12 protein-coding genes are annotated in these 16499 nt (G+C 72.6%); 9 read left to right on the forward strand and 3 right to left on the reverse strand.

Translation table 11 applies throughout. The features are described from left to right. A complete protein-coding gene (locus IH61_RS0118745; RefSeq protein WP_051837389.1) occupies nt 1-1332 on the reverse strand; it encodes a VWA domain-containing protein in 1332 nt (443 codons plus the stop codon). A gap of 125 nt (nt 1333-1457) precedes the next feature. Here IH61_RS0118745 and IH61_RS0118750 point away from each other — a divergent pair, with 125 nt between their 5' ends. From IH61_RS0118750 to IH61_RS0118775, 6 genes are all read left to right on the forward strand, one after another. After that, on the forward strand, nt 1458-2309 hold the full coding sequence (locus IH61_RS0118750; RefSeq protein ID WP_037972994.1) for an ABC transporter ATP-binding protein: 852 nt from the start codon (nt 1458-1460) through the stop codon (nt 2307-2309). Next, nucleotides 2306-3013 carry a hypothetical protein gene (locus tag IH61_RS0118755; RefSeq protein WP_031071184.1) on the forward strand — a complete coding sequence of 236 codons (708 nt, stop codon included), beginning with the start codon at nt 2306-2308 and terminating at the stop codon, nt 3011-3013. Before IH61_RS0118750 ends, IH61_RS0118755 begins: the two co-directional genes overlap by 4 nt. A gap of 178 nt (nt 3014-3191) precedes the next feature. Further along, a complete protein-coding gene (locus IH61_RS0118760; RefSeq protein ID WP_031071186.1) occupies nt 3192-4532 on the forward strand; it encodes an FtsW/RodA/SpoVE family cell cycle protein in 1341 nt (446 codons plus the stop codon). Further along, nucleotides 4529-6034, forward strand: a complete 1506-nt coding sequence (locus IH61_RS0118765; RefSeq protein ID WP_234327239.1) for a penicillin-binding transpeptidase domain-containing protein — start codon at nt 4529-4531, stop codon at nt 6032-6034. Before IH61_RS0118760 ends, IH61_RS0118765 begins: the two co-directional genes overlap by 4 nt. Nucleotides 6035-6252: 218 nt before the next feature. Then, the gene (locus tag IH61_RS0118770) at nt 6253-7743 is read left to right on the forward strand and encodes an amino acid permease (RefSeq protein WP_420713957.1); all 1491 of its coding nucleotides are present in this window, start codon (nt 6253-6255) and stop codon (nt 7741-7743) included. Nucleotides 7744-7881: 138 nt separating this feature from the next. Then, entirely contained in the window at nt 7882-9294 is a 1413-nt protein-coding gene (locus tag IH61_RS0118775) for a glycosyltransferase 87 family protein (RefSeq protein WP_051837393.1), read from the forward strand. Between the two features lie 99 nt (nt 9295-9393). Here the strand turns inward: IH61_RS0118775 and IH61_RS41025 are convergent, their stop codons facing one another. Together IH61_RS41025 and IH61_RS0118785 are read right to left on the reverse strand one after the other, a co-directional pair. Further along, on the reverse strand, nt 9394-11166 hold the full coding sequence (locus IH61_RS41025) for a penicillin-binding transpeptidase domain-containing protein (protein ID WP_037972997.1): 1773 nt from the start codon (nt 11164-11166) through the stop codon (nt 9394-9396). 176 nt (nt 11167-11342) lie between these two features. Further along, nucleotides 11343-13181 carry a dolichyl-phosphate-mannose--protein mannosyltransferase gene (locus IH61_RS0118785; protein WP_420713958.1) on the reverse strand — a complete coding sequence of 613 codons (1839 nt, stop codon included), beginning with the start codon at nt 13179-13181 and terminating at the stop codon, nt 11343-11345. A gap of 96 nt (nt 13182-13277) precedes the next feature. Here IH61_RS0118785 and rsmI point away from each other — a divergent pair, with 96 nt between their 5' ends. The 3 genes from rsmI (at nt 13278) to metG (ending at nt 16499) form a co-directional block, all read left to right on the forward strand. Next, nucleotides 13278-14135 carry a 16S rRNA (cytidine(1402)-2'-O)-methyltransferase gene (gene rsmI, locus IH61_RS0118790; protein ID WP_031071197.1) on the forward strand — a complete coding sequence of 286 codons (858 nt, stop codon included), beginning with the start codon at nt 13278-13280 and terminating at the stop codon, nt 14133-14135. 235 nt (nt 14136-14370) lie between these two features. Further along, complete coding sequence (locus IH61_RS47765) at nt 14371-14796, forward strand: hypothetical protein (RefSeq protein WP_199823347.1); 426 nt, start codon at nt 14371-14373, stop codon at nt 14794-14796. 83 nt (nt 14797-14879) lie between these two features. After that, on the forward strand, nt 14880-16499 hold the full coding sequence (metG, locus tag IH61_RS0118800; protein ID WP_031071200.1) for a methionine--tRNA ligase: 1620 nt from the start codon (nt 14880-14882) through the stop codon (nt 16497-16499).

A 16499-nucleotide genomic window follows, 5' to 3' on the forward strand; every position in this document is an offset into this window, starting at 1 on the left:
TCAGTTCTCCCGCCAGACGGAGATGCGCCAGCGGGCGATCCAGCCGAAGACCAGGCCGAAGAGCAGGCCGGCCAGGGTGAGGGTGAGCAACAGGATCCAGCCGCGGCCGAGGCCCATCGCGGCGCCCTCGGGGGAGGGCGAGGCGGCGGTCAGGTCGACGGTCAGCTCCAGCGGCATGCCGGGGTCGGCCTGGACGCCGGTCTGCGGGGACGCCGAGTTGCTGACGACCAGGCAGACAGTGGTGTCCGGCTTCTCCTTGTCCTTGGTCGAGGTGCTCGGGCTCGCGGTGACGTAGCCCTTGGAGTCGTCGGTGGACCAGCGCAGGCCCGTGGAGACCACGTCGGTGCGGCTGCTTCCCGCGTCGGTGCCGCGGACCAGCTCCTGGCCGGCGGCACTGGTGGCCTGCAGCAGGACGCCGTAGTCGCGGTTCACCGCGCGGTCGAGGGAGACGCTGACGGAGGCGCGCAGCTCCTGGCCGGACTTGACCGGGACCTTGTAGACGCGGTGCTCGGAGAACTTCTCACGGTCGCTGTAGACGCCGGGGGCGAGCACCGGGGCGTTCTCGCACTTGTCGGTGCCCGCGGTCTTGACCGGGGCCACCGTGTAGGTGTCGTTGGTGCGGTCGACCAGCTGCTTCACCTTGTCGGTGAGCTGCTGCGGGGTGCGGACGTCGGTGTAGGTGCCGCCGGTCGCGTTGGCGATGCAGAGCAGCTGCTGGCGGGTCTTGTCGTCGTGCGCCAGGCCCAGGGTGTCGACCACCAGGTGGATGCCCTGGGCGGCGAGCTCGCGGGCGACGTCGCAGGGGTCGGGCGGGGTGCAGGTGTCCTCGCCGTCGGTGATCAGCACCACGCGGCGGGTGGTCTCGCCCTTGCCGAGGTCCTGCGCGGCGCCGCGCAGCGCCAGGCCCATCGGGGTCCAGCCGGTGGGGCGCAGGGTGGCGACGGCGGTCTTGGCCTCGACCTTGTTGGTCCTGCCGACCGGGAACAGCACCTTGGTGTCCTGGCAGCCGACGTTCTTGTCGTTGCCGGGGTAGGTCGCGCCCAGGGTGCGGATGCCGAACTCGGTCTCGGCGGGCAGGGCGTCGATCACCTCGTTCAGCGACTGCTGGGCCACCGAGATGCGGCTCTTGCCCTGGATGTCGGTGGCGGTCATCGAGCCGCTGACATCCAGGACCAGGTCGACCCTGGGAGCCTCCTTCGGGGCGGCGGGGGTGGCGCCGGCTGTCGGTTCGTCGGCATGCGCGGGCACGCCCAGCAGCAGCGAGGCGCCGGTTATCGCCAGGGCGGCCAGCAGGCTGCCGAACCTGGTCTGAGGTCGTCGTCCGGTATTCACGCGGCGATCCTAGGGATCATCAGTTCGCCAAGGCCAAACGAGCCTGCCGCGGGACGCGGAGTTCACGCCGCTTTCACAGCAGCCCCGCTAGCCTGCGTACGCCACGGGCGAGAGGCGGGGGCGCGATGGAGCTGACGGCGGTCGGCAAGCGGTACGGGCGGGGCGGCCGGTGGATCCTGCGCGGGGTCGATCTGGCGGTCGGGCCCGGGGAGTTGGTGCGGATCTCCGGGACGAACGGGAGCGGCAAGTCGACGCTGCTGCGGCTGGCGGCCGGGATCGAGCGGCCCAGCACCGGCAGGGTCGCACGGCCGGGGCCGGTGGCGTACGTACCCGAACGCTTTCCGCCGGCGCTGCCGTTCGACGCCGCCTCGTACCTGCTGAGGGTGGGCCGGGTGCACGGGCTGTCGGCCGGGGAGGCGCGGCGGCGGGCCGGGCTGTGGCTGGACCGGTTCGGCATCGCGGACCGGGCGGGCACGCCGCTGAGCCGACTGTCGAAGGGCAGCTGCCAGAAGGTGGCGGTGGCTCAGGCGCTGATCGCCGAGCCGAGGGTGCTGCTGCTGGACGAAGCCTGGACGGGGCTGGACCCGCAGGCGCGGGCGGTGCTGGACGAGGCGGCCGCCGAACGGGCGGGGCAGGGCGGCACCGTGCTGTTCGTGGACCACGACCCGACCCGGCTGGCCGGACGCACCGGGGCTGTCTACCGGGTCGACGCGGACGGCGCGTTGCGCCCGGAGACGCAGGAGGCGCAGGAGGCAGAGCCGGTGGGCGGCCCGGTGATGGAGATCGAGGTGGACGTGCCGGACGGCTCCCCGCTGCCCGAGCGGCTGCCCGGCGCGCCGGAGCGGTCCGCCCTCGGCGGGACGGTGGTGCGGCTGGCGGTGGCCTCCGCGCACTCGGACGCGCTGCTGCGCAGCCTGCTGGTGGGCCGTCCGGCGGTGCGGGTGCTGGCGGTGCGGCGGCGCGAGGGGGAGCGATGAGGACGGCGGGGGCGGGATCGGTGCGCACGGTCGGGGCGCTGACGCGGTACCACCTGGAGCTGCTGGTGCGCTCGCACGCCTGGCTGCCGCCCTTCCTGGTCTTCGCACTGCTGATGGTGATCGGGGTGCAGCCGGGCGATCCGCTGCTGGGCGGGCTGGGGTTCGGCGCGGGGGTGCTGGTGCCGGTGAGCGCCTGGTTCGTGCGGGCCGCGCTGAACGCCGAGCCGCCGGCCTCGCGGGCCTGCCTGGTCGCGGCGGCGGGCGCGGTGCGGGTGCACCTGGGGGCGCTGCTGGCGGCGCTGTCGGCTGGTCTGCTGCTGGCGGCGGCCGGGGTGGCGGTGCTGTGGGCGGTGAGCGGGCCGGTGGTGAACAAGGGGGCCGGGAACGCCCCGGGTCTCAGCGGGGCACTGACGGCCGGTCTGGGGGCCTCGGTGGTCTGTGTGCTGACGGGGGTGCTGGCGGGGGCGCTGGGCAACCGGCCGGTGCTGCTCCGCTCGCCGTACGCCATCCTGGCGACGCTGGGGCTCTCGGCCGCCGCGCTGGTGGTGCCCGGCTCCCCGGCGAACGCGGCGGTGCGCGATCTGGTGACGGCGGCCCGGACGGGGCTGGTCGCGGCGCCGTGGCCGGAACTGCTGCTCGCCCTGGCCCTGTTGGCCCTGGTGGGAGCGGTGGTGGCGCCACTGGCGGGGCGCCGGCCCGCGTAGTCGCCCGACTGGTCGCCGCGAGCGGTGGGCCTGAGCGGTCGGCTGAGGGGCGGTCAATGGCGGACACACCGGGGCGAAGAGCCGATAACCATGGATAACCCTCGTTAGGGTGCGAAATTGGGGCGGCCCGGCCCCGGCCGGCCTGTCCGACACCCGTCCGACACCCTGGAGGGACCTCATGGCGACACCCTCCGCCGTGACGAGGTCCGCCGCCGGGCCCGGTCGGCCGACGCGGCCCGGGCGCACCACCGAACTCGTGCTGACGGTGGCCGCCGTCCTGGCCGCCGTGTTCGGCTACGTCGAGGTCGGCGTCAACCTGGACGGTGAGGTGCCCGCCGACGCGGCGCAGTACGGCGGGGCGCTCGGGGTGCTGGCGCTGGCGGCGCACGCCGTCGTCCGGTGGCGGGCCCGGTACGCGGACCCGCTGCTGCTGCCGATCGCCGTCCTGCTCAACGGGATCGGGCTGGTGGTCATCTACCGGCTGGACCGGGCCGGCCCCGGCCGGTCCGCCGCCGCTTCCACCCAACTGCTCTGGTCGAGCCTGGGGGTGGCGCTGTTCATCGCTGTGGTGCTGCTGGTGCGCGACCACCGGCGGCTGCAGCGCTACGCCTACCTCGGGGCGCTGGTGGCGCTGGTCCTGCTGGTGCTGCCGGTCTTCTTCCCCCCGGTGTACGGCTCCCGGATCTGGATCGTGATCGGGCCGCTGTCCTTCCAGCCGGGGGAGTTCGCCAAGATCCTGCTGGCCGTCTTCTTCGCCGCCTACCTGGCGGTGCACCGGGACGCGCTGGCGCTGACCGGCCGTCGGGTGTGGCGCTGGCAGCTGCCGCGCGGGCGGGTGCTGGGGCCGGTGCTGCTGATCTGGGCGGCGTTCGTCGGGGTGCTGGTGCTGGAGACCGACCTCGGCACCTCGCTGCTGTTCTTCGGCCTGTTCGTGGTGATGCTCTACGTCGCCACCGCCCGTACCGGCTGGATCGCGATCGGGCTGGGCCTGGCCGCGGTCGGGGCGGTGACGGTGGGCTGGCTCTCCCCGCACGTGCACAGTCGGGTGACGGACTGGCTGGACCCGCTGGGCTCGATCGCGGCGGGCAGGGGTGCCAACCAGATCGCCCAGTCGCTCTTCGCCTTCGCCTGGGGCGGGGAGCTTGGCACCGGGCTGGGCAACGGCCACTCGGTGTTGATCGGCTTCGCCGCCAAGTCGGACTTCATCCTCGCCACCATCGGCGAGGAGCTGGGCCTGACCGGGCTGTTCGCCGTCTTCCTGCTGTACGCGCTGCTGATCTCCCGGGGCTTCCGGACGGGCATCGCCCTGCGCGACCCGTTCGGGCGGCTGCTGGCGATCGGGCTGGCCGCGATCGTGGGGCTGCAGGTGTTCGTGGTGGCGGGCGGGGTGCTCGCGCTGATCCCGCTGACCGGGATGACCCTGCCGTTCGTCGCCCAGGGCGGGTCCTCGGTGGTCACCAACTGGATCATCGTGGCGCTGCTGGTGCGCATGAGTGACATCGCGCGGAGGCCCGCGTGAGGAAGGCGCTGAAGGGCAACGGCCCGCAGGGCCTGCCGGGGATCTCGATCACCGGCCGCCGGGCCGCGACCTTCTGCCTGCTGCTCGTCGCGGCGCTGTGCGTCCAGGCCACCCGGGTGCAGGTGTTCGAGGCCAAGGGGCTCAACGGCAACTCCGCCAACCAGCGGCCCGTCCTGGAGCGGTACGCCCAGCCGCGCGGCGACATCCTGGTCGGCTCCGACCCCGTCACCACCTCGGTGCCCACCCACGGCCGGTACGCCTACAAGCGCGGCTACACGGACGGCCCCACCTTCGCGGCCGTCACCGGCTACTCCTCCCAGGCGTACGGCAACACCCAGCTGGAGGGCACCGAGGACGCCCTGCTGACCGGCACGGACGGCCGACTGGCCGGCTGGTCGCTCCGGGACGCGGTCACCCGCAGGCAGAACCCCGGCGGGGACGTGTACACCACGCTCAACCGGGCCGCCCAGGAGGCCGCGATGCGGGGCCTGGGCCGCCAGCAGGGCGCGGTGGCGGCGATCGAGCCCGCCACCGGCCGGATCCTGGCGCTGGCCAGCACGCCCTCCTACGACCCGGGGAGCTTCGCCGGCTACGGCGCCTCCGACCAGGAGGCGTGGAACAGGCTGCGGACCGACGCCGACCAGCCGATGCTCAACCGGGCGCTGCGCCAGACCTACCCGCCGGGCTCGACCTTCAAGGTGGTCACGGCCGCCGCCGCGCTGAGCGCCGGGGTGGTCACCGACCCGGACGCGCCGACCGCCGCGCCCTTCCCGTACGTCCTGCCCGGCACCACCACCCCGCTGGTCAACGACACCGCCGTCTGCGATCAGCCGGGCCGCTCGTTGGCGGCCGCGATGACGGCCAGCTGCAACAGCGTCTTCGGCTACCTGGGGGTGCGCACGGGGCTGGACCGGATGGCGGAGACGGCCGGGAACTTCGGCTTCAACGACCCGAGGCTGGACATGCCGGTGCGCCCCGCCCGCTCGAACTTCGACACCCGGATGGACGACTCCCAGCTGGCGCTCTCCTCCATCGGCCAGTTCGACACGGCGGCCACGCCGCTGGTGATGGCGATGGTCGCGGCCGGGATCGCCAACGACGGCACGGTGATGCGTCCACAGCTTGTGGACAGACTGACGAAGGGCGACGGCACCGTGGTCCAGCGGACGAAGCCGGCCGTCTACCGGCGGGCGGTGACTCCGGCGGTGGCCGGGCAGCTGCAGAGGCTCATGACGGACGTGGTGGAGAACGGCACCGGCGGGAACGCCCGGATCCCGGGCGCGGTGGTGGGCGGCAAGACCGGCACCGCCCAGCACGGGGTGGACAACAGCGGGACGCCGTACGCCTGGTTCATCGCCTGGGCCAGGCCCGCCGGGTCGACGGCGGTGCCGCCGGTGGCGGTGGCGGTGGTGGTCGCGGACAGTGACGCGACGGACGTGAGCGGTGGCGCCCTGGCCGCGCCGATCGCCCGCTCGGTGATGCGCGCGGTGCTGGCCGGCTGAGCCCCCGGCCGGATTCGAGGGCTAGGCAGTGTGCGAAGTGTCCGGTTCGTGACGTCTCATACGACGATTCGTCCAATGCGCCGATCGGTATTGTTTGTTTACGACACTGGCGCTTTCGCGGGGTACTGTCCCATGTTTGTTCGGTTGATCCCCGATGACACCCCCCGGCGTCACGGGTGACCGACCCCTAGGACACCCTCCCCCCGCCCAGAAGGACCGTGGTTTTGGCTGGCAACACCCTCGGCTCGCGCCTGCTGCGACGCAAGCCCGTCTCGTCCCTGATCGCGGAGAGTGAGGGCCACGGCCTTCCGGCGGGCGCGCCCGAGGAGGGCGGGCGCTCCGGCATCCACCTGCGCCGCACCGTCGGCCTCTGGCAGCTGTCCTCGATCGGCATCGGCGCCACCATCGGCACCGGCATCTTCTTCGTCCTCGGCAGTGCGGTGCCGCAGGCCGGCCCGGCCGTCATCCTGTCCTTCGTGATCGCCGCGATCACCGCCGGACTCACCGCGCTCTGCTACGCCGAGATGGCCTCCGCGATCCCGGTCTCCGGCTCCTCGTACTCCTACGCCTACGCCACCCTCGGCGAGGGCGTGGCCTTCGGCGTCGGCATCTGCCTGCTGATGGAGTACGGCGTCTCGGCCTCCGCGATCGCGGTCAGCTGGGCCGAGTACCTGAACAAGTTCCTCGACCTGGCCTTCGGCTTCAGGATCCCCGAGCAGCTGTCCGGCGCCCCCGGCGGCGGCCACTGGTTCAACCTGCCGGCGCTGCTGCTGGTCGCGATGATCTGCTTCCTGCTGGTGCGCGGCGTCAGCGAGTCGGTGAAGGTCAACGCGGCCATGGTCGCGACCAAGATCGTGATCCTGGTGCTGTTCGTCGGCGTCGCCCTCACCGGCTTCCACTCCGGCAACCTGACCCCGTTCATGCCGCTGGGCATCGGCGGGGTGCAGATGGCCGCGTCCAGCATCTTCTTCTCGTTCATCGGCCTGGACGCGGTGTCCACCGCCGGTGAGGAGGTCAAGAACCCGCGCCGCACGATGCCCCTGGCGATCATCATCTCGCTGGTCGTGGTGACCCTGACCTACATCCTGGTCGCGCTGGCCGGCATCGGCGCCCAGCCCTGGGGCCGGTTCAAGGACCAGGAGGCGGGCCTCGCCCAGATCATGCAGGACATCACCGGCCAGAGCTGGCCCGCGATGATCTTCGCGATCGGCGCGATCATCTCGATCTTCAGCGTCACCCTCGTGGTGATCTACGGCCAGACCCGCATCCTGTACTCGATGGGCCGCGACGGCATGCTCCCGAAGCGCTTCGCCGAGCTCTCCCCGCGCACCGGCACGCCGGTCTGGAACACCATCGTGGTCGGTGTCGGCGTGGGCGCGCTGGCGGCCTTCGTCCCCCTGGACGTCCTGGCCGACATCACCTCGCTGGGCACGCTCATCGCCTTCTCGGTGGTCGCCGTCGGAGTGATCATCCTGCGCCGCACCCAGCCCGACCTCCCGCGCGGCTTCAAGGTGCCCGGCTACCCCGTCGTCCCGCTGCTCAGCATCGGCTTCTGCGCCTACCTGATCAAGGGCCTGCACGCCGACACCTTCCGGGCCGGCGGCATCGCCCTCGCCGTCGCCGTGGCCGTCTACTTCGGCTACAGCATCAAGCACTCGCGGCTGGAGCGGACGACCCGGAGCGAGCCGGTCGAGGTCGACGCGCGTTGACCCGGCCGTTACCCGATCGTGAAGGGTCGCCGAACGTCGCCGAACTGGGCGACACCAGGCGGCCCTTCGCGTGTCACGACACGAACCGTGCCCGGCGCAGTGGCGACAGGGCCCATCCGGCAGCCCTAACCTTCCACCATGGTGAGCACCCGCCCGTCCGGCTACTCCCGCCCGCGCGGCCGCTTCACCGGCCGCGCCAGAACGCCGGCCCAGATCCTCCACCCCGAGGCGCCGACCGGGCCCGGACGTCCCGCGCGCGGCTCCTCCGGCCGGCCCTTCCCCCGGCAGCGTGGCGAGAGCACCTTTCCGCCCACGCCCGATCGGCTGAATCCCGCGCGCCTGGCCTCCATGCGCTCCGTCCAACTGCTCGGCTGCCTCGTCGCGGCCGGCTGGGCGGCAGCCTTCCCGCTCGTCTCCGACCTGGAGAACCAGCGGCTGTGGGGCCTGATCGCCGCCCCCTCCTACCTCCTCGCCGGGCTCCTCTGCCTCGCCCTGCCGCGCCGCGTCGCATCCCGGGCGGCCGCCGCCGCGGCCCTCGTCGGCGCCGTCCTCGCCCCGCTCGCACTGCTCGCCCTCACCGGGCGCCACCAGTCCGAGGTGATGGTCGTCGAACGCTCCGCGCACCTGCTGCTCACCACCGGTGACGCCTACCTGCCGCACACGGCGGTCGTCACCGACTACAACCCGTACCTGCCGGCCATGTCCCTGTTCGGGATGCCGCGCCAACTGCTCGGCAGCTCCAACGCCTTCACCCAGGTCGCCGGGGACGCCCGGATCTGGTTCGCCCTCGCCTTCGTCGTCTGCCTGCTGGCCGCCTGGCGGCTGCTGCGCCCCTCGCGCGACCGTGCGCCGCTGCTGCCGCTGGCCGTCCTCACCGCCTCGCCGCTGATATCGCTGGCCCTGGTCGTCGGCGGGGTCGACCTGCCGCTGATCGGCGTCTGCTGCCTGGCCATGGCACTCGCCGACCGGGACCGTCCGGTCGGCGCGGGCCTGGTGCTCGCCCTCGCCTGCACCCTCAAGTGGACGGCCTGGCCCGCCCTGCCCGTCGCCGTCCTGCTGATCTGGCGCCTGTACGGCCGCAGGCCCGCCGCCCGGGCCACCCTGATCGCGGTCGGCGCCAGCCTCGCCGTGATCGTGCCCGTCTGGCTGCGCCAGTCGGACGCGCTGCGCGACCAGGTCGTCCGCTTCCCGCTCGGGCTCACCGCGATCCGCACTCCGGCCGGCAGCCCGCTGCCCGGCAAGGTGCTGGCGGGCTTCGGGCCCACCGGGCACAGCATCTCGCTGGCGCTGGTCACCGTGGGCGCCGTCGGGGTGGCCATCTGGCTGCTGGCCAGTCCGCCGGTCTCCGCGATCGCGGCCGCCGACCTGCTCGCCGCCGGGCTCACGATCGCGTTCATCTTCGCCCCCGCCGGGCGCTTCGGGTACCTGGGGCTGCCCGCGGTGCTGCTGATCTGGCCCCGGCTGGCCGCCCGGCGCTGGAGCAGCCGCCGCCCGGTGCCGCCGCCCAGGGCGGCCGCGGAGGCCCCGCTGCCCGCCCTGCCGCGCGGCTGAGCGTCTGAGCGGCTGACCAGCTGATCGGCTGACCGGCCACGGATACGACGGAGCCCGTCCCGCCTCTCGAAGGCGGGACGGGCTCCGTCGTACGTACTGCTAGCGGTTCGCCTTGAGCAGCGAGGCCACCGCCGGGCCGGCGGCGTCGACGCCGTGGCCGCCGCCCTGGACCTCGGCCGCGACGGCGAGGTTGCCGCGGAAGGCGGTGAACCAGCTGTTGGTGGTGGACGCGCCCTGGACCTCGGCGGAGCCGGTCTTGGCGCCCGCGTTGTCGGTGATCCCGGCCATGACCTGGCTGGCGGTGCCGCTGACGGCGGTGGCGTTCATCATCGCGCGCAGCTTGCCCGCGACGTCCGGCGAGATCGGCCGGGCCGCCGCCTGCTGCGGCAGGCCCGGTACCAGGATCGGCTGCTTGAACGCGCCGCTCTGGACGGTCGCCGTGATCGAGGCGATGGCCAGCGGGTTCATCTGGACCTTGCCCTGGCCGATGTAGTTCATGGCCTGCTCGTCCTTGCTGCCCGGCGTGGCCGGGACCTTGCCGTCGGCGCTCGCCAGGCCCGTCTTCCAGTCCAGGCCGATGCCGTAGACGTCCTTGGCGGTGCCGGAGAGCGACTCGGGCTTCAGGCTGGTCAGGCCCTGGTTGATGAAGGCGGTGTTGCAGGACACCATGAAGTCCTGCTGGAGGGTGTTGTTCGGGAAAGCGCCCGGGAAGTCGTTCGGGATCGCGACCGGGTTGCTGCTCTTCTCCGGGCAGGCCACCACGGTGTCCGGGTTGATCCCGGCCTCCAGCAGGGCCGTCGAGGTGACGATCTTCATCGTGGAGCCGGGCGCGAGCAGGCCCGTGAAGGCCCGGTTCTGGCCGCTGGAGGGGGAGTTGGCGAAGGCCAGCACGTTGCCGGTGCTGGGCTCGATCGCCACGATCGACCCGGGCTTGCCGCCCAGGTCCGCCATCGCCTTCTCGGCCGCGGCCTGGAGGTTGTTGTCGATGGTCGTCTTGAACGGCTTGGCGGGCTTGGGCTCGACGATGGTGAACACCTTGTCCGTCGCGCCCTTGCCGGCGGTGTCGGTGATCACCACCGCGCTGCCCGCGTCCTGGTCCTTGGCCGGGTCCGGCGGCAGCAGCTTGTGGGCGTTGTCCTGGAGGGCGCCGAGCAGCGCCGGGGTGAGCGAGGCGCCCTGCAGCTGCTTGCCGTTGCGGTCCACCACGGTGCCCGCCGGGGCGAAGACCGGCTGGACGGCGATGGTCTCGGTGGCGTTCAGGTGCGGGTGGATCACGGTCGGCGCCCAGTGCACGGCCGGGGTGTCGTCGCTCATCTTCACGACGTTCAGGAAGCCGTTGTAGTCCCACACCCGGCTGGTGCCCGCGAACTCGGCGCGCGCCTTGAAGCTCATCAGCACGCCGGTGGGCCCCGGCGTGGTGGCGGCGGACGGCGAGTCGGAGGCGGCGGGCGTCGCACCCGCGGACGGCGTTGCGGAGGCACCGGCGGAGGCGCCGGCCGAGGGCTTCGCGGCGGAGGGGGAGCCGGTGGCCGAGGCGAACGCCTGCTGGGTGGCCGGGCCCGCGGGGGAGAGGGTCAGCGCGCTCGGCTTCACCCCGTCCCGGAAGGCCGTCAGCGCCTTCTCGGCGGAGGCCGGGTCGTCCGTCAGCGAGGCCGCCTTGGCGAGGTCCCCGGCCGCCCAGGCCGCCAGGAAGTCCTTGGTGCCGCTGGCCGCCTGCTCGGCCGAGGGCGGCTCGGCGACCACCGTACGGGCCTTCTTGCCGGAGGAGGTGGAGTCCGAGCCGCCCATCAGGCTGTAGGCGCCGTAGCCCCCGCCCGCCAGGACGGCGACGGAAACGCCGGTGATGATGCCGATCTTGGCGCCTTTGCGCATGGTGCAGCTCCCCCAGGGATCTCGCGGCCGGGCGCCGCCGGCCGGGCCGGAAACGCGGTTATCCCCCCACCCTAGGCAGCGCCCGTCGGTGCGCCGACGAAATGCCGGGGACTTGTGACGGATCTGGTACGTGTCGTGCACCGCATACGGACGATGCTGGGGTGCGGGATTCCCCGTCAGACCCAGCTGTTGAACCACATCCGGGCGCGCCAGTCCTCCAGCGGGATCGTCTGCCCGGTGAAGAGCGGATAGAAGTACAGGAAGTTCCAGACGATCATCAGCACCAGCAGCCCGGCCGCCGCCGAACCGATGGCCCGCCGGTCCCGGGAGGCCGTCGCCGGGCCGATCAGCGCGCCGACCAGCATCGTCACCGCGAGCACCAGGAAGGGGACGAACACCACCGCGTAGAAGAGGAAGATCGTCCGCTCCTGGTACAGGAACCAGGGCAGGTAGCCGGCGCCCAGGCCGCACAGCAGCGCCCCGGCCCGCCAGTCGCGGCGGAAGATCCAGCGCCACAGGCAGTACACCAGCGCCACCACGGCCGCCCACCACAGCAGCGGGGTGCCGATGCCCAGCACCTCGCGGGCGCAGTTGGCGGCGGTGCAGCCGTCCTCGCCGAGCTTGGGGGACCCGTAGTAGAAGGACACCGGCCGGCCCAGGACCAGCCAGGACCACGGGTTCGACTGGTAGGTGTGCGGGTCGTGCAGGTTGGTGTGGAACTGGTACACCGTCGTGTGGTAGTTCCACAGGGCCCGCAGGCCCTCGGGTATCCACGGGTAGTCGGTGGGGCGGCCGACCGCCCAGTCCCGGCCCCAGCCGCCCTGGCCGGGGGCGTTGCTGCTGGCGAACCAGCCCCACCACGAGGTGATGTACACGGCCAGCGCGACCAGGATGATCGAGACGAAGGCCGGCAGCACGTCCCGGGTGAGCACGGCCACGTACGGGCGGGGGGCGCCGGCCAGCCGGCGGGCACCCGCGTCCCAGAGCACCACCATCAGGCCGAGGAACAACGCCACGTACAGGCCGCTCCACTTGGTCGCGCAGGTCAGGCCGATGCAGACGCCGGCGGCGATCCGCCACGGGCGCCAGCCCAGGTTCACCCGCTGCGCCAGGACGGCGTTCTCGACGCCGCCGAGCTTCGCGGCCAGCCTGGCCCGGGTGTGGTCGCGGTCCAGCACCAGGCAGCCGAAGGAGGCCAGGGTCCAGAACATCACCACCAGGTCCAGCAGGGCCGCCCGGCTGAGCACCAGGTGCAGGCCGTCCACCGCGAGCAGCAGGCCCGCCACGCAGCCCAGCAGGGTGGAGCGGAACATCCGGCGGGCGATCCGGGCCAGCATCAGCACCGACAGGGTGCCCAGCAGGGCCACCGAGAAGCGCCAGCCGAAGGGGTTCATGCCGAACAGCTGCTCGCCGACGCCGATGATCCACTTGCCCACCGGCGGATGGACCACGTACGAGGCCATCGGGCGGTAGGGCACGGGCTCGCCCGGCGTCATGATCTTGGTGTTGGCGTCCTCGGGCCAGTTGATCTCGTAGCCGCCGTGCCAGAGCGCGTAGGCGTCCTTGGCGTAGTACGTCTCGTCGAAGATGATCGCGTGCGGCTGGCCGAGGTCGGTGAAGCGCAGCAGGCCCGCGAAGAGCGCCACCGCGAGCGGGCCCAGCCAGCCCGCCCAGCGGCACAGGAAGTACCAGAGGCCCTGCGGCAGGCGCAGGCCCAGGCGCAGCAGCAGCGGGGACTGCGCCACGTCGCGCTTCGTCACCCCGGGGCCGTCCGGCATCGGCGGCACCAGGCGCTCCGTCAGGGGCGCGGCCGGGCCCTGCGGGCGGGCCCTGAAGCCGAAGGCGGCCAGCCGTTCGGTCCAGCCCGTACCGGCGCCCGGCGGGGCCTGGAGGGCCTGCCCGTCCTCCGGTGCACCCTGCGGGGAACGGGGGGCCGGCAGGCCGACGCCGCCCTGCGCGGTGTGGTCTGTACCAGTGGGCGTGCGAGCCGCCGTGTCTCCGTTCATCCGCCACATCGTATGGGCGGGGTTCGCACGCGCGTCCGTTCCCTCGGAAGCTGACCGAATCGTCACCAAAAGCCCCGCCGTCCGGGAACTGGAAGGATGGGGCCCGTGACAGGAGTACTCGTTCTCGCAGGCACCCCCATCGGCGACGTCTCGGACGCCCCGCCCCGGCTGCTCACCGAACTGGCCACGGCCGACGTGATCGCGGCCGAGGACACCCGGCGGCTGCGCCGCCTCACCCAGGCGCTGGGGGTGACCCCGGCCGGGCGGGTGGTCTCCTACTTCGAGGGCAACGAGGTGGGCCGCACCCCGGAGCTGGTCGAGGCACTGCTCGGCGGGGCCCGGGTGCTGCTGGTCACCGACGCCGGGATGCCCTCCGTCTCCGACCCCGGCTACCGGCTGGTCGCGGCCGCCGTCGAGGCCGAGGTCAAGGTCACGGCCGTGCCCGGGCCCTCCGCGGTGCTCACTGCGCTCGCCCTCTCCGGCCTGCCCGTCGACCGCTTCACCTTCGAGGGCTTCCTGCCGCGCAAGACCGGCGACCGGGCCCGGCAGCTCGCCACCGTCGCCGCCGAGCCGCGCACCATGGTCTTCTTCGAGGCCCCGCACCGCATCGCCGAGGCGCTGACGGCGATGGCCGAAGCCTTCGGGCCCGAGCGCCCCGCCGCCGTCTGCCGGGAGCTGACCAAGACCTACGAGGAGGTCAAGCGCGGCCCGATCGGCGAACTGGCCGCCTGGGCGGCGGACGGCGTCAAGGGCGAGATCACCGTCGTCGTCGCCGGAGCCCCGCCCGCCGCGCCGCAGGAGCACACCCCGGCCGACCTGGCCCGGCTGGTGGCCCTGCGGGAGGAGGCCGGGGAGCGGCGCAAGGAGGCCATCGCGGCCGTCGCCGTGGAGCTGGGGCTGCCCAAGCGGGAGGTGTTCGACGCCGTCGTGGCAGCGAAGAAGGACGCCGCGGGAAAGCAGTGAATTCCGGGGGTTGCGTGGCGCGAGGGGAGTCGTACCTTGGAGGGAAGGCCCCGGTAAACGCCCACTGAGTTGAAGTTTCGGTACCGGATTCCGCTTCGGAACGCGTCCTTTGTATAGGGCCTTCCAATCCGCTTCCAAGACTTCACAAGACGGGCGTCCACCGCGGCGGTCCGGGCATTTCCTGGAAGGGAAAGACCCAGCCGGGCGAGCGTCCGGCGGGCGCTGGGAGACGGCTATGAGCGAGATGGTGGGCAGCCCCCTCGGGGGCAACGCGCTGAGCACCGCCGGCCTGGCCGGCCGACCGCACACCCCCGTCGAGACCGTGCGGGAGGCGTACTCCTTCGCGTGCCTGCGCTGCGGGTACGGATGGGAGCAGGCGTACGACATCGAGCACCACGTGTCCAAGGACGGCCACGTCGTGTTCGAGTACCACGCCAACGGTGTCCGGGTGCCGTCCCCGCTGCTCAAGCCGACCTGCCCGGGGTGCGGCGGCCACACCGTCCGCATCATGCGCGAGGGCCGGGTCGCCGTCGCCGACCAGCCCTGGCAGCACGCCCCCGGCTACCCGGCGCACGCCGAGCCGGCCGGGGCGCCCCCGGCGGAGGGAACCGTCAGGCCGGCCGGACGCTGGGCCCGGTTCTGGTCGCGGCTGATCGGCTGACGCCGGGGCGCGCAGGCGGGCCGTCCTCCCGCGGGCGAAACGCGGTCGAGGACGGCCCCCGTACGCGACTAAGATTTCCGACCATGGCGGCCACAGCAGACCACAGCACCACCGGGGCGAACGCCCCGACGTACTACGTTTCCACCCCGATCTACTACGTCAACGATCGCCCGCACCTCGGCCACGCGTACACCACCGTGGCGGGCGACGTCCTCACCCGCTGGCACCGCCAGCGCGGCGAGAAGGTGTGGTACCTGACCGGCACCGACGAGCACGGTCAGAAGATCATGCGCACGGCCGAGGCCAACGGCGTCAGCCCGCAGGAGTGGTGCGACAAGCTGGTCGAGGAGGCTTGGAAGCCGCTCTGGCAGCACCTGGAGATCGCCAACGACGACTTCATCCGCACCACCGAGGATCGGCACACCGCCCGGGTGCAGGAGTTCGTCCAGGACCTCTTCGACAAGGGCGAGATCTACAAGGGCGGCTACTCCGGCCCGTACTGCGTCGGCTGCGAGGAGTTCAAGCTCCCCTCCGAGCTGCTCGACGGCGCCACCGAGGACGAGAAGCTCTGCGCCGTGCACAAGCGGCCCGTCGAGTGGCTGGAGGAGGAGAACTACTTCTTCCGCCTCTCCGCCTACGCCGAGAAGCTGCTGGAGTTCTACGCGGCCAACCCCGACTTCATCCAGCCCGCCTCGGCCCGCAACGAGGTGCTGCGCTTCGTCGAGCAGGACCTCAAGGACCTGTCGATCTCCCGCTCCACCTTCAACTGGGGCGTCCCGCTGCCCTGGGACGAGAAGCACGTCCTGTACGTGTGGGTCGACGCGCTGCAGAACTACATCACCGCCGCCGGCTACGGCAGCGACCCGGAGCGCTTCGCCGAGCTGTGGCCCGCCTCCGTCCACCTGGTCGGCAAGGACATCCTGCGCTTCCACGCCGTCATCTGGCCCGCCATGCTGATGGCCGCCGGGCTGCCGCTGCCCAAGCGGGTCGTCGCCAACGGCTGGCTGATGGTCGGCGGCGAGAAGATGTCCAAGTCCAACCTGACCGGCATCGCGCCCACCGACCTCACCTCGCACTTCGGCGTGGACGCGTACCGCTACTACTTCCTGCGGGCGATCCCGTTCGGCACCGACGGCTCGTTCTCCTGGGAGGACTTCACCGCCCGGTACACCTCCGAGCTCGCCAACGACTTCGGCAACCTGGCCTCCCGGGTCGCCGCGATGGTCGGCAAGTACTTCGGCGGGAAGCTGCCGGCCTCCGTTTCGGCCGGTGACGCCGAGCAGGCCATCGCGGACGGGCTCGCCAAGGCCGTCTCGATCGCCGACGTGAAGATCGGCGAGGAGCTGGACTTCGCGGGCGGCATCGCGGCGATCTTCGACTTCGTCAAGCAGGTCAACGGCTACCTCACCGAGCAGGAGCCGTGGAAGGTCGCCAAGGACGAGTCGCCCGAGGGGCAGGCCCGCCTGGCCACCATCCTCTACACCGCCGCCGAGGCGCTGCGCGGCACCGCCGTCCTGCTCAACCCGGTGATGCCCTCCACCGCCGAGAAGCTGTGGGACTCGCTGGGCGCCGCCGAGGGCCTCGGCACGCTCGCCTCGCAGACCGTCGCCACCACCGGTGACTGGGGCCGGCTGCCCGCCGGGGCCACCGTCACCAAGGGCGAGATCCTCTTCCCCCGCCTCGAAGAGAAGCCGGCCGCCTGA

It is taken from the genome of Streptomyces sp. NRRL WC-3742 (genome assembly GCF_000720635.1).
Classification (GTDB): domain Bacteria; phylum Actinomycetota; class Actinomycetes; order Streptomycetales; family Streptomycetaceae; genus Kitasatospora.